Here is a 20,719-nt window from a genome sequence, read left to right as displayed (position 1 = left end):
AAGCATTACATCGTTAAATTTATAACTTATTCCGAATATGCTGTGCTTGCTTATTGTTAGTTTGCTTACATTTCTGTATCTTGCTACACCGCAGGTTTCCCCTGTAACGACGCTTGTATGATGAATCATTTAAACTTTGTAATTTGCCAGCCAGTCTCTGGTGGCTGGCTTTTTTTTGCAAGGTGTTCCGATAGTTCTGTTCGTCAGACTGGATTCCCGCAGAACAAAAAGCCGTCACTAACTCATCGGGTAAGAGTGCATAACAAATATTGTTGTTTTGTGGTGCGGGGTTCGAGTCCCCGGTGACGGTCCACTTGTAATGGTAAATATACTTTTAACAGGCTCGCTTCGGTGAGCTTTTTGTATGAGTTCAATCCGGTTTATATTGGCGAAAAAGGGCGCGGCTGTCGGATTAAAGCCGCGGGACAAGGTCCGTGAAGAAGGATTAGTATCTGCCTCTTTCAATAGGCATGTTTATACTACTAAGCATTTAGAATGGTTTAAATCTTCAGATTAACCTTAATTTCAGATAAGGCTTATTTCATTTCTTTGCGCTACGCCCGGCGCGGATCAAAAACCACAGAACCTTTCAGGGGTAAGCTTACGGGATGATCAGTGTGACTTTCTCTGTGGACTGGTCACCCCGGGCGGAGGCTCACCTACTAAAAGGAAAATTCACGATGTTTGGGATTTTCAAAAAGAAAACCCGTAAGGCTATTGTAGAAGTAAAGAAAATGGAAAACCGCGACGCGGTGAAGGCTTTTTTATTTGTGGTAATGGACGGTTGGTGGGTGTTTTCATGTGGCAAGAATCATTTTTCAGATTATTACAGTTGAAGTGATTTTATTCCTTGTTATTATACGTCTGTCTTCCGGGTGAGTGGTTTTATTCCCCGACAAGAACTCATATGAAGAGTAAACATTGCTCAGGAAACAGGAACACCGATTTGTAATTGGCTAGTCAGTGGTTTGCGCTGTTATTTTACAATAGCGGAATGGTGTATTTTCGGTAGAAATATTGTGTTTCTTTGGAGAGTCGGAAATGCATCATTCCGGTGTTGTAAATAACACCAAAGAGATGTTCCCCGGTATGAGGGTGGTTTACATTGTTGTTTTTGGAACCACAATATCAGGCATAAAGTCAGATATTCAGGGAAGTCCACAACATCTCAATTTCACTACAATAAAAATGATTCATCTTCAGCATTGTTCAACCGCCGCACTAGGCGGTTTTTTTTGTGTTGAATTCAAAAAAATACACGGACACTGATAATGTCCGTGTGGCAATGCCATGTAAGTCAACGATGAATATGACGCAAAAAAAAACGCGACCGTCGGATTAAGGTCGCTGGACAAAGTCCGTGAAACATAACGAATTTCCTTTCCACCTCCCGCTCGGGAAGTGCAAAAAGTATATAAATTAATTTTTCTCGTTTAAACAGGAAAGTTAATCTGAATTTCTGGTAATCCTTATTCCCGTACATTAATTCTTCGCTTTTCATATCAGACTATGTCACACAAAAGGCATTTGCGGATTCCTTCGATGGGATGTTGTTTTTTACGGGCCGCTGGTGGCCTTTTTTATTTACAGGAGAAAAAGTATGTCTGAACCCTTATCCGGTTCCGGCACGGCTGCGGCTCTCGGCGGGGCGACGGTATTCGGGCTGTTTACCGGAACGGATTTCGGGATTGTGTTTGGTGCGTTCGCCGGGGCGTTATTTGTGGCAACGATACCGCAGGCGCTTTCAGCCTGGCGTGTGGCGGCGCATTTTCTGGTGTCGTTCATTATCGGCGTGCTGGGTGCAGAGGTTCTGGCATCCTGGCTGGTAAAGCATACAGGGTTTGACGGAGCGCCTGTCGACGCATTGTGTGCAGTGCTGGTGTCAGTGGTGTCGGTGAAGATTCTGTCGTTCATCCACCAGCAGGATATCGCATCATTGGTGTCCGGCCTGTTCTCCCGCCTGCGGGGTGGAGGAGGCGGCAATGCCTGATAACTTTTCTGGATTGCTGAATGTAGCGTTATGCACGGTTATCGTGCTGACGCTTTTTTTTTATCGTCGTCATGACTCCAGACATAAACCGCTGATGTCATGGCTGGCTTGGCTGCTGATGCTGCTTTATGCCCTTGCGCCACTCAGCTATCTGTGTGGTCGTCTGTTAGCGGCGAACTGGCTGGTGGTGTTTTTTAATCTGCTGTTCTGCGTGCTGGTGATACGTGCACGTGGGAATGTTTCAAAAATCCTTGCATTACGAAGGTACTGAAATGAAGTCGAAAGATGAAATTTTTGACGAAGTTCTGGGAAAAGAGGGCGGTTACGTCAACCATCCGGATGATAAAGGTGGTCCGACCAAATGGGGCATTACTGAAAAAGTCGCCCGGGCGCACGGATATCAGGGCGATATGCGTGACCTGACGCGCGGGCAGGCGCTGGAAATACTCGAGGCGGATTACTGGTACGGCCCACGTTTTGACCAGGTGGCAAATTTGTCCCCGGATATTGCCGCAGAGCTGTGCGACACAGGCGTCAACATGGGGCCAACCGTGGCGTCAAAAATGTTTCAACGCTGGCTGAACGTTTTCAACCTGCGCGGGAAACTGTATCCGGATATGGATGCAGACGGACGTATCGGCCCACGAACTATTAATGCGTTACGGGCATATCTGAAAAATCGTGGCAGGGATGGCGAACGGGTAATGCTGACCGCACTGAACTGTACGCAGGGTGACCGTTACCTGGAGCTGGCAGAGAAACGGGAGGCTAACGAGTCGTTTGTATATGGCTGGATTAAAGAGCGCGTATCAGGAATCAATTGTTGATATTTATACTTTAGTTGGAAATTACAAAATTAAATAAAAAATTTGCGTAATAGCTGAAATTATAATCTCAGGATAAATTATATATGTCTTATGTTTTTGATTAATTCTATTTATTGATTTGCATCAATTATCTGTTTTGCAGATGCGTTAATGTCATTGTACATAGTTCAGAGCGCACAATAAGTATCATGAATAGAATTGTTTTTTGTTTGTCACCTTGGTTTTCATATCTTCTACGTCTTATGCTAATGATTTTTATAGAGCAGACTCCAGATCACCAGATGAAGTGAGACGTTCTGGTGGGTTAATACCCCGAGGACAAGATGAAGCGTATGAACGTGGTACGCCAATCAATATTAATTTATATGATCACGCCCGAGGAACTGTAACAGGGAATACCAGATATAATGATGGTTATGTATCTACAACAACGACATTAAGACAGGCTCATTTGATCGGGCAAAATATGCTTGGGAGCTTTAACGAGTATTATATTTATGTCATTGCACCAGCGCCTAATTTATTTGATGTGAACGGCATACTCGGTACATACAGCCCATACCCAAGTGAAAATGAGTATGCAGCATTAGGTGGTGTTCCATTATCACAAATAATTGGATGGTATAGAGTAACTTTTGGTGCGATAGAGGGGGGGATGCACAGAAACAGAAATTATCGAAGAGATTTATTTCGTGGATTATCTGTTGCACCGAATGAAGATGGGTATCATCTTGCGGGATTCCCTGATGAATTCCCAGCCTGGAGAGAGTACCCTTGGATAGAGTTTGCGCCAGATCAATGCCATCAAAATAATAAAACTAATAGTTTTTTAACCTGTGATTTTATCACTAATGAACTATCGCAAGCTGATTTATTAAAATTTAAGAAGTTCATAAAACGCAAATCCACTTTGTTGACTTTGCAAAGTATTGATGATTTTCTGGTAAAGAATGGAGATAAAGATGAACTTTAAGGCATTGATTAAAATTTTTGTTTTTATGATAAGTTTGGTATCTATCCAAACATTTGCAGGTGTTAGCCAGGAGTTTAGAACTAACTGTGAAAGAACTACAGCCAGAATTGTAGAAGGAGTAAAATTGACTCAATATTTTGCTGACGCGAACGTTAATAGGAAAGGTATATATGTCGTCAGTTCAACTGGCGGTGTTTGGATTATTCCTGGGGCGCAAAACTATCCGGACAATTATGTCGCTGATGAAATGAGGAAAATTGCAATGGCTGCTATACTTTCAGATATGAAAGTGAATTTATGCGCAAGCGAAGCATATAGTCCGAATCATATATGGGCTATAGAATTAGATGCTGAATAATTAAGTTGTTTTTGTTGTTTTATTGCCCCAGAGTGGGGCATTTTTATTTCTATTAGATTATAGAGTGATGATGGTGTGAATATTATTCTTGGTGGCGCCGAACATAAGTGAATATATTGTATTGAAAATATTAATGAAGTTACCGCACATCAGCATTACAGCAGCCCTTCATAGTGAGGGGCTGCGATAATGCCAAAGCTCGTCATCGGCACCCGCCGCGCACCCAGCGCACTGGCCGATAGCGGGCTTTTTTATTCATAAAGCGAGGCTGTATGAGCGAGAAATTGAAGATCGTCTATCGCCCGTTACAAGAACTGTCTCTGTATGCACACAATGCCAGGATACACAGCCCTGAGCAGGTGGCACAACTGGTAGAAAGCATTAAGCAATTCGGCTGGACTAATCCAGTGCTGATTGATGAAAAGGGCGAAATTATTGCTGGTCACGGTCGCGTTATGGCGGCTGAAGTGCTCAAAATGGATTCCGTTCCGGTCATCGTTCTGTCTGGTCTGACGGATGATCAGAAAAAGGCGTACCGTCTGGCAGATAATCGCCTGCCACTGAATGCTGGGTGGGATGAAGATCTGTTACGGATGGAGCTGTCGGACCTAATCAATGCTGATTTTGATATCTCCCTGACAGGATTCAGCCCGACAGAAATTGATGAACTGTTGACGGATGTTTTGCCCGGTACAGGAAATGAGGAGGAGCCGTATACGACGAAAATTGATACGCCTGTTTATGAGCCGTCGGGCGGTAAACCGGATATCAGTGAACTGTACGACGATACGAAAACTCAGGAGCTGATCAGCAGGATACGTTCGGCGTCCCTTGAGCCTGATATTGAGAAATTCCTCCTGTGTGCGGCAGAACGTCACACGGTGTTTAATTTCAGCAGAATTGCGGACTATTACGCTCACGCCCCCGCTGAAATTCAGTGTTTTTTCGAGGAGTCGGCGCTGGTGATCATTGATTATCAGCAGGCTATTGAAAATGGATTTGTCCGGATGACGCAGCGCATGGTGGAGATCATGCATGGTGGGGAGGAGGAGGAATATGCGTGATGATTTTTGCGCCTTTATTCTGACTCACGGGCGACCGGACAAAGTTCTGACTTACCGGACGTTGCGTCGTGCTGGCTATACCGGGAAAATTTTTATCGTTGTTGATGATGAAGATAAGACACGGCATCAGTACATGGCTGAATTTGGTGAACAGGTGCTGGTGTTTTCCAAAGCCGATATCGCCAGTAGTTTTGACGAAGCCGATAATTTCGGTGACCGCCGCTCAATTTTTTACGCCCGTAATGCCTGTTTCGACCTGGCAAAACTGGTCGGGTGTAAATACTTCATTCAGCTCGATGATGATTATCACGAGTTCCAGTTTCGGGTGGATCGCAACTATGACCAGGCCTATTTTCCGATAAGGAAACTGGATGCGATCCTTTCTGAAATGCTGGCGTACTACGAATCAATACCTGCGCTTTCCATCGCTATGTCGCAGGGCGGGGATTTTCTTGGTGACAATGGCGGCCATGCTTCGTGGGTGAAACGCAAGGCAATGAACAGCTTTATCTGTTCGGTTGATCGACCGTTCTCATTCATGGGGCGCATTAACGAGGATGTGAATACGTACACGAATCTCGGTCGCTGTGGTGAATTGTTTATGACGATCGGTGCTGTCCAGTTAGGGCAGAAACAGACGCAGAAAAACAGTGGTGGAATGACCGAGCTGTATCTGGATTCCGGAACCTACGTTAAAAGTTTTTACTCCGTCATGTATGCACCGTCGTGCGTAAAAATCTCACTGATGGGCGCCAGCCATAAACGCATTCACCACCAGGTCACCTGGAACAACGCTGCAGTAAAAATCCTTCATAAAAAATACAGGAAGAAGACACCCTGCATATCAATGGGGGTGACAAATGATTCCGTATTCGAAAGTCGAGTCTCTGGCAGCGTGCCGGATGACTGCACAACAAATCGCTGACGTGCTGGATGTTGATCTGAACCGACTGAAAGAAAATCGGGAAGCAATGACAAATTTTTACGCGTCCATCCGTAAGGGCAGAGCGAAAGGTGAAGCTGAGCTACGGGCGGCATTGTTTAAGCTTGCCAGAAAAGGGGATGCCTTTGCCCTGCGCGAACTACTCAGGGTGGATAAAAATCAGGATTAACTGATGAGCAGACCGGACTGGGGGGCGTTGCAGCAGGAGTATATTGCTGAATACACCCGCTCCGGTATATCTCCGGCGGCATGGTGTGAAGCAAGGGGACTGAATTACGCAACAGCCCGCCGTTACATAAAAAAACCTCCGAAAAATGCGCAGGCAGAAGTGCGCAAAACTGCGCAAAAAAGTGCGCAGAAAAAATCTGCGCAAACTGCGCAAAAGCGGAACGAAAAATCTCAGAAAAAAAAGCCAGTATCCGATGCGTGCCTGAATGAGGGCGATGCGGAAGAAATTTCGTTCTGTCCCGATGAATTCGGTATTTCAGACCAGCAGGCGAAATTCGCAATGCTGGTTGCCCAGGGTAAAAAGCCGACTGAGGCATACCGATTGGCTGGTTATGAGGGGCAAGGTGCGACAGCTAACAGCAACGCCAGCCGTATGCTTAGAAATGCCAGGGTTTATCGTGCCATCAGTTACTTTCGCAATCAGTACCAGAAACGCTATACCGCAGACCTGGATTTACTGGTGAGTCAGTTGATGGCCATTGTCCAGGCCGACCCTAATCAGTTGGCACAATTTCGCCGTGTTAACTGCCGTTATTGCTGGGGCGAGAATCACCTCTACCAGTGGCGCGATATCGAGGAATTCGATAAAGCCGCAGAGAAGGCCAGCAAGGACGGTAAGCCTGCGCCTGAGTATGGCGGCCTCGGATTCGTTGATAACTCCATTCCCAATCCGGACTGCCCGAAGTGCTGCGGTGAGGGAACGGGACAGCTTTATATGGCTGATACCACTCTGCTTGATGGGGATGCGCGGCAATTATATGCAGGGGCAAAGCTCGGAAAATTCGGCGTTGAGATCCTGCTGGAGGATAAGGCTGCCGCCCGGCGTGAACTTATCAAGCTGATAATGGCGACGAAAGGATGTTCAGCAGGTGGTGCAGCCGACAGCCGCAATGATCTGGAACTTGAAGGTCTGAGACTTCGCAACGAAAAGCTGCGCACTGAGATTGAAAATCTTAAAAAAGGCGTGGGTGGTGAGAATAACGAAATAATTATCCACAACTCTCTGCCGATGCCGGGAGTGGATAATGTCAATTGAAATCTACCTCCCAAAACCTCATGAGGGGCAAATAGCTGCATGGATGGCGGCAATAGAGGAACGCTTCCACGCGGTTTGCTGTGGTCGTCGCTGGGGGAAAACGGTGATGCTGGTGAACATCGCTACCAGTTTCGCGACGCGGAAATTTGCCGTTCCTACCACCGGGCAGCTTATCGCGGGTAGGGTGGGGATTTTTACGGCACAATACCGCCAGTACCAGGAAATCTGGGATGAAATTAGCGCCGTTCTGCAACCGCTGATCCTCAGCCAGTCAAAAAATGAAAAGCGCATCATTCTCCGCAATGGGGGACGTATTGATTTTTGGGTAACGGACAATAACAAACTGGCCGGGCGTGGGCGTAAGTATCACGCTGTGCTGATTGATGAGGCCGCATTCACTAAAGCGCCGGAAATGCTCGAGGAAATCTGGCCCCGCGCTATACGCCCGACGCTTGTCGATTACCGTGGCTGTGCGTGGGTATTTTCCACACCAAACGGTATCGACGAGAGCAATTTTTTCTACGCGATATGCCACGATGAATCCCTGGGATTTGTCATGCACCATGCGCCAACTTCATCGAATCCGTATATTCCGAAAGAAGAACTGGAGGAAACGGAGAAGAAATCCGATCCGCGCGTCTGGCAGCAGGAATATCTTGCCGAGTTCGTGGACTGGTCCAAAGACGCGTTACTCGATGTCGATAAGCTGCTGGTGGACGGTCAGCCGATTGAGATGCCGCCGCACTGCGACATGATTTTCGCAGTGATGGATACGGCGCTGAAAGGCGGGACCGAAAATGATGGTACTGGCGTGGTGTATTTCGCTTATGAGTCCTCGTATTCTGATGAACCGAAGCTCACGATTATCGACTGGGATGTTACCCAGATTAAAGCGTCGCTGCTTCCGGAGTACATCCCCGGCGTGTATGACAACCTTGAACGCCTGGAGAAATTGTGCCGCCCGCGTCTGGGCAGCCAGGGAATTTTTATGGAAGACGCTGCGATGGGGGCAATCCTCAACCAGAAGGCGGAAACCGAAGGCTGGGATATGACGCCGATTAAATCGGCACTAACCAGCAAAGGCAAAGACGAACGGGCGGTGATGGCATCCGGATATCACTATCAGGGGATGTGCAAAATCGTCCGGGAGGCTTACGACAAGACCGTTTCATTCAAACGCACCACTGCAAACCACCTCGTTAAACAAATCGCCGGGTTCCACCTGGCAGACAAAGACGCGCATAAACGTGCTGATGACCTTTTCGATTGTTATACCTACGGATTGATCATCGCGCACGGTAATTACGCGGCGTTGTAAAAATCAGGATATTTTGATGGCAGAGATCGAGATTACTGGCGGCCTCGATTCAGCACTGATGCGTATTCTTGAGGCTGAAGAAATTCAGCCGGGAACCGATATCGGCTATGAATTGTGTAAGCTGCTGTGGCAATTCCATCCTCTGGGCGGAAAACTTGTTGAAAAACCCATACTGATGGCGATGTGTAAGCCGCGCCAGTATAACGTGGAGACAGACCCTGACGAGAGGGTTGTGCGGCGTTTTCAGGAGGTATGGGAACGCATGAAGGTCAACGAGAAGATTAAAAATCTGTTTTTTCTGTCTCGTTGCTACGGTGCTGCAGCGATCGGCGTGGGCACCGACAGTGTTCCATGTCGTGAGCCGCTTCCGACATTCGGACTGACAGAAGAGGATGTGTATATCAACGCGTGGGATCCGTTGAACGCTTCCGGTTCGATGGTGACTGACCAGAACCCCAACAGCCCGTTTTTCCAGGAAGCCAATAAAAAGCTGAAGATTGGCGGAAAAGACTGGCATCCGTCACGCACACTGAAAATCTTCAACGGCACACCGATTTATCTGGAGTTTCAGAGTTCATCGTTCGGATTCACCGGGCGAAGCGTGTTTCAGCGAGTTCTTTATTCCCTGAAATCCTATATCAATACGATGGAGGCGAATGATCTCGTCAGCCAGAAGGCAGGCGTACTGGTGGCTAAAGTTGTGCAGAACGGTTCGAAAATTGACGGGATCATGGCTGCTGCCACGGGGCGTAAAAGAGAAAACGTGAAAGCCGCCAAAAATAAAGGCGTGTTGAGTATTGGAAAAGACGAAGACGTAAGTTCACTGAACCTGCAAAACATCGACGGGGCGCTGAATACATCCCGCGACAACATCATTGCTGATATTGCCGCCGGGAGTGACGTTCCGGCCATTATTATCAAGGAAGAAGCGTTCAGTAACGGATTCGGTGAAGGTAAGGAGGACTCGAAAGCCATCAGCCAGTATATCGATGGTGTACGCCAGCAGATTGAACCTGTGATGGATTATTTCGAACGCCTGGTGCAGTACATCGCCTGGAACGAGGAATTTTATCAGTCGCTGAAAAATGATTACCCGGACATCATAACCGACGACTATAAAACCACGTTTTACCAGTGGCGACGTGAATTTACCGCGACGTGGCAGGAGCTGGTGGAGGAGTCGCCGGACAAACGCCGGGAAAGCGACAGTAAAGTGATTCAACAGGCGATAGCACTTTTCTCTGCCGTGTCGCCACAGGTTGATCCTGAAAACCGCGCCGCCCTCGCTGAATGGCTGGCAAGCCTTGTTAATGCCACGCAAACCTATGGCGAAGCTCCACTCATCATTGATGTGGACGCGCTGGCGAATTATGAACCACCGAAGCAGGAGACGCCTGATGGCAATTTCCAGCCGGGCGGTGAGGAAGAAGAAACGGATCAGGACGCTGTATGAGGTTCTGACGGATGCCGTTAACAACTACGTAAATCACGGGTGGGATAGCGAAAAATCATTGCTCGAATGGTGCCGGAAACTCCGTGTAGCCGCTCAGCGAGAAACCCCTGATGATACCGTAGCCAGAAAACACCTCACCGCTATCTACAGCCGTCTTGTCATCGACGGCGGGGCATTACGGGATCAGCCTCCTGACGGCCCTAAAAAAATCACTGTTGAAAAACTGAAACCTGAGTTTCGCAAGGAACTCGACAGGCGAATTTTCGCCAGTGCCAACCTGATAAAACTCAACCGAGAACAGGCCATCGAGAAAACCATACAGCGTTTTCAGGGGTGGGTTACGTCCATTCCGCCTGGCGGGGTGAGCGAAATTGATCGCCGGGAAGTGAAGGCCGGGTTTCAGAAATCCGTGAAGGATATGGATTTTATCAGTCGCCGGGTGGCAATTGACCAGGGGCATAAGCTGGCAAGCAACGTTAAGTATCTGCTGGCTGTTCAGAGTGGTGCGATTGCTCTGCGCTGGCATTCGAACTGGCGGCGTCCGGGCTACAAATACCGACAGGACCACAAAGAGCGCGACGAGACAATTTATCTCCTCCGCGATTCGTGGGCGCTGGAGCAGGGGCTGATAAAGCCCGTAAATGGTTTTTATGACGAAATCACTGCTGCCGGGGAGGAGGTTTATTGCAGTTGCGATGCACTGCCGATCTACGCCCCTCAGAAACTACCCGACGAATTTTTAACGGAGAAGGGCAAACGTGAGTTTAACCGAGCTTGAAGTGGCAGAACGCATCAGGGACGGAACCGTACCGTCTCCGGTGAAATTCTCCAACATGTGGCTGGTGAATTTGCGAATAACCGGAACCGGGCTCGCCTATCGCGCCGGGCTGAAAGAGCACGTATGGCGTGCTCCAAAGCTCTATCTGAATGAGGAGTTTTTAAGGCGATGCAATGGCCTTCCGGTTATCGCAAACCATCCTGACGACGCAGTTCTGACGGAGGAGGATTTTAAATCGCGGATCGTCGGTAGCGTCATGCTGCCGTATATCCGGGGTGATGAGGTATGGGCGGTGTGCCGCGTTTACCTCCATAGCATTGTTGAAGAAATCACTGAGGGGGATGTTTCGACAAGCCCGTCGGTGGTGTTCAACAGCACATCAGGAAATGTGGAGGTACAGGAAGGTGACACCAATTTTTTAATCGAAGGCGTTCCTTTCCTTGTTGATCACATTGCCCTGGTGACGAAAGACCACGGCTCGCTGGGCGTGTGGGATAAAGACCGGATCCCCGCAGGGGTTGAAGTGACAAACACAGGTGAAATCGAGATGGAAAAAGAAGAACTCCAGGCCCTGTTACAGGGGGTTGTGAGCGATGCCCTGCAAGGCATTAATCAGAAAATCGATGGTGTCGTTACGCGCATGGACTCTCTGGAACAGCGGGACAAAGCGCGGGCGGACGCCGAAGATCAGGCGAAAAAAGAGGCCGGAGAAAAGGCCAAAGCCGATGAAGCCGCAGAGGAACAGCGTAAAGCTGATGAAGCTGCGGCAAAGGAGGCGGAAGAAAAAGCCAAAGCTGACGAGGCAGCAGCCAAAGACGCTGAGGAGAAAGCAAAGGCTGATTCCGAAGCGGAAGAACAGCGTAAGGCTGACGAGGAGGCAGAAAAAGAACGCAATGACTCTGCCCTGGCAGAAGCGCAGGCAAAAGCCGACTCCGCATTCAGTGCCTGCGGTAAAAACGCGCCAGCACCGTTTTCTGGTGAAAATGCGCTGGACTACCGCAAGCGTGCGCTAATCGCTATGCAGAAACACTCTCCGGCACATAAGGACGTCAATATTCGCGCGATTGCGGATTCTGCAACGCTGGCTGTGCTTGAGGACGCAATTTTCAGTGCCGCCCGTCAGTCCATCGAAAAAGAAATGATGAGTACGCAGGGGCAACTGCATAAACGTATCCGCAACGATGAAGCCGGGCGTCGCATTACTGAATATCAGGGCGATCCGAACGTCTGGCTGAGTGCCTTCAAAATTCCGGGGCGTCGTCTGGCAAAAATTAACACTCAAGGGAGCCTGAACAATGGCTGATATTAACTTTCATCCGTTTAAAAACCGTGGAGCATTTGGTGGCCTTTTTAACGTCGAATCCCGTGGGCTGATGCAGGGGGATGCGCAGGATGATCCGGCAATTCGTCTGCAACTTTGCTCCGGACGACTGGACAGCAAAATCACTGAACCGGTATGGGGTGGTGTCGGTGTTATCGAGTGCATCGCTCCCGCGAAAGACAGCGTTAACGGGGCGGTTATCAAGCAGGCCACGAAGGACGCCTGTAACGCATTTACAGTCTTTAATCAGGCATTTCATGGCATTATCACGTCGGATAATCCGGTGCCGTTATATCTCGCGGGTGGCTTTGTTCACTATTACCGCGTTGGCTCAGGCGCCCGCATTCCTCTCCCGGTCAGTGCAGAAGTTGTTGCGTTGGCTGATGGCAATAACACCGTTGCTGCCAGTGGTTTTGTGTGGGATCTGACAAATAACGTCATTGATGTTTACACGGGAACGCCGGGGGCTAACCCGAAAGTGGACATTAAGTTGCTGATGGTTTCAGTTGAAGGAAACCTGACGGTGAAAAAAGAGGATGGCGGTAACGTTGTCTGGGAAATCGGCAAGCCGTGCGGCCTGTTTTTAATTTAAGGGGATATTAATTAATGAGCGCATTTACTCCCGCGACTACTTTTGTGTCGCCGTCAATGGTGCTGCCGGAAATGATCGTGCAACAGAGCATGGCTTCCGGGGCGTTTGAAGTCCTGGCTGGTGGTGCTCCAGCGGTAAAAATCAGTTCCAGTGATTTGATGGTCTATCAGAAATATCTGCGCATGACCTCGCAGGCGCAGGTCAGCCAGTCTCTGCCGGGCCAGTTACCGTCTTCCAGTATCTCTGGCGGCTATGACGGGATGATGACTTACCGAATTTCTTCCCGTTCGCAATACAGCTATCTCGATACTGATGCAGCAGATCGCTGGGGCTATTCTCTGATTGAAGGCCTGCGCCTGGCTAACCGCCAGGGACACGCTCAAATGTTGCGTAATATGCTGCTGTATGGCGTGAATGCAGCTAATAACGAGGGGATCACCAACTCCCCGAACGCAGTGACACTGAATCTGGGTAACGACAGCAAAGGCAATGATTCATATACCACCTGGGATTCCGGCGAGATGGCTAAATTTATGCTTGGCCTGATTGCTGACCAGAAAACCCGCATGTTGCTGTTGGGGCAGCCATTAACGACTGTTATTCTGAGCCCACAGCGATTCATGAAGGCGCTGGAGTGGACAGGAATTGTTGAGCTGACCAGTTACCAGCGTCCTGGTGGTGGTACCGGAACGGTGGGAACGATGGTTAAAGACGTCGCCGATAAGGCGACGGGCGATGACATCATTTTCTGCCAGGATGACACGCTGATTGGTAAGGGGGCTGGTGGTAGTGACCTGATCATCGTTACGAACCCGACGATTGAGGTTCCGGAAGCGCGTCACGCTATTAACACCAATATTTTCTCCACGCTGGTCCCTAACCAGCAGGCCGTCAACGTGATGTTCTGCGACATGGCAGCGCCGACGGAAATCCCGTCCCCTATGCCGGATGGCGGCCTGACCACGTTGTATACCATGCGCGCGACGCCGGGCTGGAACTTCCGCCCTGAGGGGATCACCCTGTTGTCTGCCAAATACGCATAAACGTTCAATCTGATAACGCGGGGAGCTAAATGCTCCCCTTTTTTGTGGGAAAAATTTATGAAGCTCTACATCGCTAACTGCTCACGTCAGCCGCACACGTTCAACTACAAACTCCCCGAAAAAACGCAGTCGTTCGGTGTGACAATTCCGTCCGGACGTCAGCATATGATCGAAAATCAGTCCGATATTATCGACCACATCATCCGACAGCATGAACCTTACGGATTTCAGCGTTGTGACAAGGTGGACAAGAATTTTTCCGGTATCTGCTATTCCATCGATAAACCTGTGAGCGTCGGTCGCATTGAGGATTGCGCGGAGCAGAAAACGGAAAATCTGGAATCCATGTCAGAGGAAATTCTCGCGGCCAGCGCCGTATCGCTGAATAACGCGGTGGATCAGGCAGTGATTCAGAGCGGCGAAAAACCTCAACCTGGCGGTATTGAGATGGAAATCACCGGGGAAGCGATCAACACCGAACAGGAAAATCCGCCCAGCACAAAGCGAAATATTAAGGTTAAAAAATAATGACCCTGCGTCCGTCACTGGAGGGATTTATTCGCTTTGTTCGTGATGACATGAAAGTACCGGTTCACGCTATTGCTGACGATGATCCGACGCTGGAATGTTGCTTTCAGTCTGCAATGGAGCTAATCCCTCACGATCAGGGGGTGGAGCGTTTACCCATCATCTATGTGCGAACGGTTTATAACGCTGCCGCCTCATTCCTCCTGAATTTCGCCCCAGGCTCGTGGTTTGCTGACCTGAGAAAAAAACTCAACCTTGGGAAACTGGCTACCGGGCTTGTCAGCGCGGCAGCAGACCAGGGGACATCGGGTTCGATCACCATCAGCGACGCGCTGAGTAATCTGTCTTTGCTGGATTTGCAGATGTTGCAGGATCCGTATGGACGACAGGTTGTTGCGGTGCTGATGCAGATGGGCACAGTATGGGGTTACACGCCATGAAACTCTGTTTTGGTGTTGTCGACCAGCCGTATGACTACGGCGACGAACCGGGAAAACCACGTTTGACGTGGCCTGTGACCTCGAGGAGCGATACGAAATTTTTACGCACTTCTGGGAAATGCATAAGGACGAGATTATCCAGGAGGCAGGTACTGAACTGGCGTACCAGTTGGTCAATCACCTTAAGCATAAGGCTCCGCTACCAGGCGAGCATTTTCTGGAAGGGACTGAGAAGATTTTCCATATTTTTCTTGAAACTGAAGAAATGGCCGGGATGACGATTAACGGAAACCCTGTGCCAACTCAGGCCGCGCTACTGGGCGTTAACTCCAGGCTTAAGGACAAATATACCGGGGAGCGGCGTCCGTCATTCATAGACGGCGGCCTGTTTAAGGGCAGCTTTATAGCGTGGATAGATAACAATGCCGAGTCTTGAGGAATTAGCCGAACAGCACAGTTCGCAGCTCTCATCCGTTCTTAAATCCGCAGTTGAAACCATCTCGTCAGACCAGGAAATCACATTCAGGCTTTATGTCCGGCAGGTTCTGCCGCTGGATGGTTTTGTCTATTGGGTTAATGCGGAAATCATCAGTTGCGATGAACTGTGTCGCCTGAATATTGAGTCACCAACTCGTCTGAAAATCAAAGGCAGCCTGCATCGTCAGGTTATTGCGATTCAGGACGAGTCTGTCTCGAAGGATGTGAACAACATTATTTTCACGCCTGTTCAGCAGGTTGATGATTTTAATGTGGAAAATCCCGATGCGATCTATCTCGGTGAGTACTACGGCGTCCAGTTCGCTTTTTCACGAATGGAGAGCCGCTATCAGCAGTCGGGTATTTTTCATTATCGCGGCATGGCGATTTTACCAACTATGCGTTCTCAGATTATCGACTGCGAGGAGGATATCAGCGACGAGCAGATCATCTCCAACAGCATCCCGATCTGGCTGCAAATGAAAGATGCCGCGACCGTGTATCCGTCTTACCTGGTACCTCAGAACCTTCGTCCTCCGTATATCGCGGTGGATGTTCGCAACAGCATTCCGTTGCAGGTGGCTCCCGTTGTTTTCGGTGGTGAGCGATTCCAGCTCGTCCAGGATTCGGTTCGCCTGACGCTTTACGGATTCAGCAACAAAATGGCGCTGGATCTTGTCGACTCGGTGGTGAACAGGGCGCTGGAGGAGGAAAAGTTTGGTGTAACTAATATTCCGGTGGTTCAGGACGCAAAGTCGGGACAGGTTGAAATCAACGCTCTGGCGAAGAAAAAGATTGTCGATTTTGACGTGAATTACTACCAGAGCACCGCCCGGGAAATATCCCGGCAGTTGATTGAAAAAGTTATTTGTAAATATGAGGTTAAATAATGGGATTTAATATCGTCACGGTGAATGTGTCCCAGACCATCGGGGCTATACCCTCGAATTTGCAGCAGATGTCTGCGGTTCTCTCGTTTGGCTCCACGACTCATGAGCCGGGGAAGCCTGTATTACTCACCAGCAATCAGGATATTAACGATCTGGTTAAAAATCCGATTGCTGCGTTGTCGGCGGCTGCCGCAGGAAAATCTGCGGCAAACGTCACCGTTACGATGACGCTTCCGGAAGGGAGCAACATCCGACGCGAAAACAGTTCTGAGGTGAAAATTGTTGTTTCCGGGTGTTCGCCCGACGCGTGGAATGGCGAATATACTGCTACCGTCACGGATGAAAAAACACTGACCTGGACGATTGCTGATTCTCAGCTTTCCGGTTCGCCAGTGACACTGGGGCAGTTTTCCATTGTCGGCAGTGAAAATCTGGTGACGGCAGTAAACATGTTTTTTGCCCAGGGAAATTCAGTTGGGATTTACCTGCTGGAGCTGGGAGTACAGAAAGGCGGGGTCAGTAAGGAAATCGCTGCACTGAAAGCTTATATGGAAGATCCGCTCCTGCGGTTTTATGCGTATCTGGTGCCGCAGCCGTGGGATGGTGACGCAGAATTTATCAGTCTGGCAAAACTCCACACCGCCAACGAAGCGATGCAGTATTTCTTCGTGCTGACGAAAACGCCGGACGACACGAATTACGTTTCGCCTTATGCCGGTATTAAGTCGGTTATTGCAACGGCGGATGATACGTACCCGGCGACAAACGCGGCAGCAGCCGTAATGTGGAACTATGTTTCCGCATCACCTTCAGAAATCAACAAGGTGCCGCCGATGGCATTTCGCTATCTGCAGGCGGTAAACGCCCACAAGGGCAAAAATTCCATTCTGACCACGATGACGAAGCAGAATATTAACTACGTCGACACGGGGGCTGAGGGTGGAATTTCCAACACGATTCTGGTGAAAGGCGTTACCAGTGACGGTAACGATATGACGTACTGGTATTCCGTGGACTGGGTGCAGATTAATGTCGATATGCAGCTCGCCAACACGGTGATCAACGGCAGCAATAACCCAATTAACCCGCTTTACTACAACCAGGACGGGATCGACCGTCTACAGCAGGTCGCACAGGCGGTGTTCAATACGGGCGTATCTTACGGCCTGGTCAACGGCCAGCCTGTCGTCGATGCAGTGCCTTTCCGCCAGTATACCAACACTAATCCGAATGATTACGGTATCGGGCGTTATGCAGGCCTGTCGGCCACCTATACGCCGATGCGCGGATTTGTCGAAATCATTTTTAACATCAATGTGACAATGCAGCTTTCGTGAGGGACTGAACCGTGCCTAATCCAATGATCCCCGTTGGCACCCTTAACCGGGTTCGCGCCAGCGTTAAATTCACCTCTCATTCCGAACTGAATGTGTCCGCCTCATTTCTGGCAAAAGAAGGCGTCGAATTGTCCTTTCAGGGCAATATCACGGAGTTTTTACCCGCTATGACGGGAGCCGTGCAGTCGCCGCAGCCATACATGATTTTGCAGGCGCGTGTTCACCTGCTGCGTAGCCAGGCGCTGGGAAAACAATTCAAGGCGCAATGGGAAAAGAACGCCACGATCGGCGACGCAAAAGTGTATAGCGACAGCACGGTGTTCGGTGACTTCGATATCTATAACACGGCGATCACCAATGTGCAGGATATGACCTTCGCCGGGGGCGAGCCGGGAGTGGCCATCACCATTACCGGTACGTATTACATCAACTCTGAAATGTGGGATCTGGTATGAAAATCTCCCGAAATCTGAATCTGATTATTCCTGTCCGGACAGAAAAGGGTAATGGCTGGATCCATGCCACGCCGATCAGCAAAGAGGTGTTTAAAGAGCATTTCTTCATCCTGAGTAAAACCTTTTCTGCCATTTTTTCTGAAGGTCTTGGCGTCGTTGCGGGTCCGCGTATCGCCTGCCTTATGCTGGAAAGGATCTCCTCAGATATGAATATCTGGGATGGCGAAAAGGGCGTTCGCAATACGCTCGTGAATGAAATCATTCGCCTTGCGAATCTGGTTTACCCAGCCGAAGGGAAAGGCTACGACACGATCCCGCTTGATATGGCGCTGGAGCGCGGCATCGTTGAATTTGATGATGTGGCAGGTGAACTCGTTTTTTTTACATGCGTCTCGTCGATAAACACACCGGAGCAGACGGAGCAGATGATGCTGGCAGTCAGTGGAATGTGGAACAGTTGCACTTCATCCTTGAGTCTTACGGAATGGATTGCTTCATTGCCGACATTGAAGCCTGTCGCCAGTTCTGGCGCGACGGCGAGCACGTTATCAGCGACATCCTCGACTACTCAGCCGGAGACGGATTCAGCGACATCTGGGCAAATTCCGGTCTGAATGTAAAAACAGCAGCTCAGTTTCGTGAGCTGCGTAAATGCACGACGCCGGGAGGGTTATTGAATGTCAGATAATCAGATGCCTGTTCTGACGCTGGATGTAAATGAAGAGCACCTCAGGCGGCTTGAAGCGATATTTGAAAAGTATCGCAACGGCTTGATGATTGGCCCTGCCGGGGCGCCGATTAAAATACCTTCGAATACAGATGCAGGAGGTGGATCCCGTCAGACAACCACAGGTGGAGAAGTCAATCAGGCTCCCAGAAAACCATCTTCATCCGCGCCAGTTCCGGTAGCACCCACTGATGGTCGTTTAAGGGATGAAAAAGGGCGCTTTGTCGGCAGCGGAAAAACAGCGGATTCGCTGGTGAGCAACTATAAAGGTCGCGGCGAAACGATGTTTGATAAGTACCTCAGCGGGCTGGGGAAAAACGCCAAACAGACGCTGAAAACTTACAAGCAGATCAATTCAACGCTTAAAACGACTAATTCCCGGTTAAAAAGCCTGTTTAAAACCACGGTTTCGTGGGGGGCGAAAATAGCTGCAATAGGGGTAGCGGGGCCGTTTGGCTACGGCTATATGGCAAGCAAAGTCGCGGCGCAGTATAGCGTGGCTCAGGGGTTAGGGATGGAAACCGCCCAAATGCAGGCCGCACGTGCCACCTATTCGCCATATTTTTCGGGCACAGAAGAGCTGGTTCAGCATCTGGCTAACGCACAGAAAAACCCGAACGATCCAAACTATGCTGGCCTGGTTAGTCTTGGAATTGATCCGCGAGATGGTGCTGCAAAGAATCTGCCCAACTTATGAGCGCGCTTGCATCTCTCGTTAAGCAATATAAAGGTTCAGGACTTACTCAGGGGATTCTCAACGGACAAGGGCTTGGATTTGTTGAAGTCGCGACAACTAACCAGATGGAAGCGAATCTGGACAAGATCCCCCAACTGAATGAGAAATTTGCAGCAAATACCAGGTTACTCGGCGCTTACCTCACGCCAGCTATGCAGTCAGGTTATCAGGACACGGTGAGTAACCTGATGGTAAATGGAAACAGAATATCAAATTCCTGGTATGCAGCTCTCGCCAGATATAACCCACTAATCAGAGGTGCATCTGATGGGCTGACATCCAATATTGAAGGTTTTCTGAATGGTGGGAATTTTAAAAAAATTCTCACTGAGGCTGGCGAAGGGCTGGAGAAACTTGGTAAGTGGCTGAATAGCGAACAATTTAAAAATGATCTTGACGATTTTTCTCTGGCGGTGAGCCGGATTGCAAAAGCAATATGGTCAGCTATCAAATGGATCGGTGGGGAAGATAAATATCTCCCCGGAACCGGAGTTGGTGCTGAACAGGCAGATCCAGTTCTTGCGGCATTTGGAAATAAATATCTCGGTGGTGCGTTGCCGGGAGCAAACCCGATGACAAATCAGTATACGGGTGAGTTTTATAAACAGGATGATGTATATAAAAATTACCGTATGCCTAATGATTTAAAGAGAAATATTCAGAACTTTGTAGAGCAAGCCAATAATACTTATCGACTTCCTAAAAATATGATGTCAGCTATCGCGGAGGTTGAATCTTCGTGGAATCCTCTGGCAAGAGGAACTCCAGATGAAAAAGGTAGATTCGCTAAGGGGTTGTGGCAATTCTGGGATAGCACCGCAAAACAGTATGGTCTGGTGGGTGATGATGTTTATGACCCAAATAAATCCACTCTTGCGGCTGGCCGCTTTTTAAATGATCTGAATCGGCGTTATAAAGGCGATGTGGCAAAAATGCTTACGGCATATAACGGAGGTCGTATTGATAGAGATGGAAATCTAAGTTTGAGAATGGAGACTGTAAAATATTTAATTAAATTATTGCCTCAGATACAGGGAGCCTTGGATCAACACCCTGGTATTATGAATCAGCTAAGAAATGCCAGAGATAACCTTCAGGGTGCTGGCAAAAATGCCCGCGCAATAATTGAGCTTCAGGTGCGACAATCGCCGGGTTCCGACATACTGGCACAACTCGCCGGAACGCAACAAATACCGGGGTAAAAG

Annotated in this window: 22 protein-coding genes and 3 pseudogenes; all 25 read left to right on the top strand. The window is 49.0% G+C overall.

The features are described from left to right. Window positions 1-680 precede the first annotated feature (680 nt). Window positions 681-761: pseudogene (locus AACU94_RS09495) on the top strand (tellurite/colicin resistance protein); the annotation flags it as partial. An 839-nt stretch (window positions 762-1,600) separates the two neighbouring features. Next, the gene (locus tag AACU94_RS09490) at window positions 1,601-1,990 is read left to right on the top strand and encodes a putative holin (RefSeq protein WP_135409916.1); all 390 of its coding nucleotides are present in this window, start codon (window positions 1,601-1,603) and stop codon (window positions 1,988-1,990) included. After that, window positions 1,983-2,261, top strand: a complete 279-nt coding sequence (locus tag AACU94_RS09485; protein ID WP_135489346.1) for a phage holin family protein — start codon at window positions 1,983-1,985, stop codon at window positions 2,259-2,261. The genes AACU94_RS09490 and AACU94_RS09485 overlap by 8 nt, the downstream gene beginning before the upstream one ends. Window position 2,262: 1 nt before the next feature. Then, window positions 2,263-2,817 carry a glycoside hydrolase family 108 protein gene (locus AACU94_RS09480; protein WP_000836756.1) on the top strand — a complete coding sequence of 185 codons (555 nt, stop codon included), beginning with the start codon at window positions 2,263-2,265 and terminating at the stop codon, window positions 2,815-2,817. Between the two features lie 205 nt (window positions 2,818-3,022). Next, window positions 3,023-3,790, top strand: coding sequence for an enterotoxin A family protein (locus tag AACU94_RS09475; protein WP_135489345.1), 768 nt, complete (start codon window positions 3,023-3,025; stop codon window positions 3,788-3,790). Continuing rightward, entirely contained in the window at window positions 3,780-4,148 is a 369-nt protein-coding gene (locus tag AACU94_RS09470; protein ID WP_135489344.1) for a Heat-labile enterotoxin IIA, B chain, read from the top strand. Before AACU94_RS09475 ends, AACU94_RS09470 begins: the two co-directional genes overlap by 11 nt. Before the next feature lie 272 nt (window positions 4,149-4,420). Next, window positions 4,421-4,678 (top strand): annotated as a pseudogene (locus AACU94_RS24715) (ParB/Srx family N-terminal domain-containing protein); the annotation flags it as partial. Window positions 4,679-5,204: 526 nt separating this feature from the next. Next, a complete protein-coding gene (locus AACU94_RS09460; protein ID WP_135489342.1) occupies window positions 5,205-6,137 on the top strand; it encodes a GREB1-related protein in 933 nt (310 codons plus the stop codon). After that, the gene (locus AACU94_RS09455) at window positions 6,115-6,324 is read left to right on the top strand and encodes a hypothetical protein (RefSeq protein WP_000126790.1); all 210 of its coding nucleotides are present in this window, start codon (window positions 6,115-6,117) and stop codon (window positions 6,322-6,324) included. Before AACU94_RS09460 ends, AACU94_RS09455 begins: the two co-directional genes overlap by 23 nt. A gap of 3 nt (window positions 6,325-6,327) precedes the next feature. Beyond that, complete coding sequence (locus AACU94_RS09450) at window positions 6,328-7,419, top strand: terminase small subunit (protein WP_135489341.1); 1,092 nt, start codon at window positions 6,328-6,330, stop codon at window positions 7,417-7,419. Continuing rightward, complete coding sequence (locus tag AACU94_RS09445) at window positions 7,409-8,737, top strand: terminase (protein ID WP_135489340.1); 1,329 nt, start codon at window positions 7,409-7,411, stop codon at window positions 8,735-8,737. Before AACU94_RS09450 ends, AACU94_RS09445 begins: the two co-directional genes overlap by 11 nt. 16 nt (window positions 8,738-8,753) lie before the next feature. Beyond that, complete coding sequence (locus AACU94_RS09440; protein ID WP_135489339.1) at window positions 8,754-10,190, top strand: anti-CBASS protein Acb1 family protein; 1,437 nt, start codon at window positions 8,754-8,756, stop codon at window positions 10,188-10,190. Next, the gene (locus AACU94_RS09435; RefSeq protein ID WP_171022611.1) at window positions 10,135-10,968 is read left to right on the top strand and encodes a hypothetical protein; all 834 of its coding nucleotides are present in this window, start codon (window positions 10,135-10,137) and stop codon (window positions 10,966-10,968) included. The genes AACU94_RS09440 and AACU94_RS09435 overlap by 56 nt, the downstream gene beginning before the upstream one ends. Further along, entirely contained in the window at window positions 10,949-12,271 is a 1,323-nt protein-coding gene (locus AACU94_RS09430; protein WP_135489338.1) for a DUF2213 domain-containing protein, read from the top strand. The genes AACU94_RS09435 and AACU94_RS09430 overlap by 20 nt, the downstream gene beginning before the upstream one ends. Continuing rightward, a complete protein-coding gene (locus AACU94_RS09425; RefSeq protein ID WP_135489337.1) occupies window positions 12,264-12,881 on the top strand; it encodes a hypothetical protein in 618 nt (205 codons plus the stop codon). Before AACU94_RS09430 ends, AACU94_RS09425 begins: the two co-directional genes overlap by 8 nt. 14 nt (window positions 12,882-12,895) lie before the next feature. Then, window positions 12,896-13,924 carry a hypothetical protein gene (locus AACU94_RS09420; RefSeq protein ID WP_001272362.1) on the top strand — a complete coding sequence of 343 codons (1,029 nt, stop codon included), beginning with the start codon at window positions 12,896-12,898 and terminating at the stop codon, window positions 13,922-13,924. A gap of 57 nt (window positions 13,925-13,981) precedes the next feature. Beyond that, entirely contained in the window at window positions 13,982-14,452 is a 471-nt protein-coding gene (locus AACU94_RS09415; RefSeq protein WP_000780863.1) for a hypothetical protein, read from the top strand. Further along, entirely contained in the window at window positions 14,452-14,892 is a 441-nt protein-coding gene (locus AACU94_RS09410) for a hypothetical protein (RefSeq protein WP_135489336.1), read from the top strand. The genes AACU94_RS09415 and AACU94_RS09410 overlap by 1 nt, the downstream gene beginning before the upstream one ends. After that, a pseudogene (locus tag AACU94_RS09405) lies at window positions 14,889-15,328 on the top strand (hypothetical protein). The gene AACU94_RS09410 and the pseudogene AACU94_RS09405 overlap by 4 nt, the downstream one beginning before the upstream one ends. Next, window positions 15,315-16,259: a hypothetical protein gene (locus AACU94_RS09400; RefSeq protein ID WP_135489335.1), complete on the top strand. Its 945-nt coding sequence runs from the start codon at window positions 15,315-15,317 to the stop codon at window positions 16,257-16,259. The pseudogene AACU94_RS09405 and the gene AACU94_RS09400 overlap by 14 nt, the downstream one beginning before the upstream one ends. Continuing rightward, window positions 16,259-17,596: a hypothetical protein gene (locus AACU94_RS09395; RefSeq protein WP_135489334.1), complete on the top strand. Its 1,338-nt coding sequence runs from the start codon at window positions 16,259-16,261 to the stop codon at window positions 17,594-17,596. The genes AACU94_RS09400 and AACU94_RS09395 overlap by 1 nt, the downstream gene beginning before the upstream one ends. A 23-nt stretch (window positions 17,597-17,619) precedes the next feature. After that, on the top strand, window positions 17,620-18,051 hold the full coding sequence (locus tag AACU94_RS09390) for a hypothetical protein (RefSeq protein ID WP_000613368.1): 432 nt from the start codon (window positions 17,620-17,622) through the stop codon (window positions 18,049-18,051). Next, window positions 18,048-18,665 carry a hypothetical protein gene (locus tag AACU94_RS09385; protein ID WP_135489333.1) on the top strand — a complete coding sequence of 206 codons (618 nt, stop codon included), beginning with the start codon at window positions 18,048-18,050 and terminating at the stop codon, window positions 18,663-18,665. The genes AACU94_RS09390 and AACU94_RS09385 overlap by 4 nt, the downstream gene beginning before the upstream one ends. Window positions 18,666-18,728: 63 nt before the next feature. Next, window positions 18,729-19,475, top strand: a complete 747-nt coding sequence (locus tag AACU94_RS09380) for a hypothetical protein (protein WP_240726458.1) — start codon at window positions 18,729-18,731, stop codon at window positions 19,473-19,475. Then, entirely contained in the window at window positions 19,472-20,716 is a 1,245-nt protein-coding gene (locus AACU94_RS09375) for a transglycosylase SLT domain-containing protein (protein WP_240726456.1), read from the top strand. Before AACU94_RS09380 ends, AACU94_RS09375 begins: the two co-directional genes overlap by 4 nt. The last annotated feature ends 3 nt before the right edge of the window (window positions 20,717-20,719 follow it).

Source organism: Escherichia sp. E4702, from assembly GCF_963883545.1.
In the GTDB taxonomy this organism is placed as follows: Bacteria; Pseudomonadota; Gammaproteobacteria; order Enterobacterales; family Enterobacteriaceae; genus Escherichia.
Note: the sequence above shows the minus strand (reverse complement) of the source record. Positions and strands in the feature narration are given on the sequence as shown.

Bases quoted from the DNA above. Each gene is read 5' to 3' on its own strand.
- AACU94_RS09455 (WP_000126790.1), top strand. From the start codon at position 6,115: ATGACTGCACAACAAATCGCTGACGTGCTGGATGTTGATCTGAACCGA.
- AACU94_RS09400 (WP_135489335.1), top strand. From the start codon at position 15,315: ATGCCGAGTCTTGAGGAATTAGCCGAACAGCACAGTTCGCAGCTCTCA.
- AACU94_RS09445 (WP_135489340.1), top strand. From the start codon at position 7,409: ATGTCAATTGAAATCTACCTCCCAAAACCTCATGAGGGGCAAATAGCT.
- AACU94_RS09415 (WP_000780863.1), top strand. From the start codon at position 13,982: ATGAAGCTCTACATCGCTAACTGCTCACGTCAGCCGCACACGTTCAAC.
- AACU94_RS09425 (WP_135489337.1), top strand. From the start codon at position 12,264: ATGGCTGATATTAACTTTCATCCGTTTAAAAACCGTGGAGCATTTGGT.
- AACU94_RS09460 (WP_135489342.1), top strand. From the start codon at position 5,205: ATGCGTGATGATTTTTGCGCCTTTATTCTGACTCACGGGCGACCGGAC.
- AACU94_RS09470 (WP_135489344.1), top strand. From the start codon at position 3,780: ATGAACTTTAAGGCATTGATTAAAATTTTTGTTTTTATGATAAGTTTG.
- AACU94_RS09390 (WP_000613368.1), top strand. From the start codon at position 17,620: ATGATCCCCGTTGGCACCCTTAACCGGGTTCGCGCCAGCGTTAAATTC.
- AACU94_RS09395 (WP_135489334.1), top strand. From the start codon at position 16,259: ATGGGATTTAATATCGTCACGGTGAATGTGTCCCAGACCATCGGGGCT.
- AACU94_RS09440 (WP_135489339.1), top strand. From the start codon at position 8,754: ATGGCAGAGATCGAGATTACTGGCGGCCTCGATTCAGCACTGATGCGT.
- AACU94_RS09380 (WP_240726458.1), top strand. From the start codon at position 18,729: ATGTCAGATAATCAGATGCCTGTTCTGACGCTGGATGTAAATGAAGAG.
- AACU94_RS09480 (WP_000836756.1), top strand. From the start codon at position 2,263: ATGAAGTCGAAAGATGAAATTTTTGACGAAGTTCTGGGAAAAGAGGGC.
- AACU94_RS09435 (WP_171022611.1), top strand. From the start codon at position 10,135: ATGGCAATTTCCAGCCGGGCGGTGAGGAAGAAGAAACGGATCAGGACG.
- AACU94_RS09375 (WP_240726456.1), top strand. From the start codon at position 19,472: ATGAGCGCGCTTGCATCTCTCGTTAAGCAATATAAAGGTTCAGGACTT.
- AACU94_RS09410 (WP_135489336.1), top strand. From the start codon at position 14,452: ATGACCCTGCGTCCGTCACTGGAGGGATTTATTCGCTTTGTTCGTGAT.
- AACU94_RS09490 (WP_135409916.1), top strand. From the start codon at position 1,601: ATGTCTGAACCCTTATCCGGTTCCGGCACGGCTGCGGCTCTCGGCGGG.
- AACU94_RS09485 (WP_135489346.1), top strand. From the start codon at position 1,983: ATGCCTGATAACTTTTCTGGATTGCTGAATGTAGCGTTATGCACGGTT.
- AACU94_RS09420 (WP_001272362.1), top strand. From the start codon at position 12,896: ATGAGCGCATTTACTCCCGCGACTACTTTTGTGTCGCCGTCAATGGTG.
- AACU94_RS09385 (WP_135489333.1), top strand. From the start codon at position 18,048: ATGAAAATCTCCCGAAATCTGAATCTGATTATTCCTGTCCGGACAGAA.
- AACU94_RS09450 (WP_135489341.1), top strand. From the start codon at position 6,328: ATGAGCAGACCGGACTGGGGGGCGTTGCAGCAGGAGTATATTGCTGAA.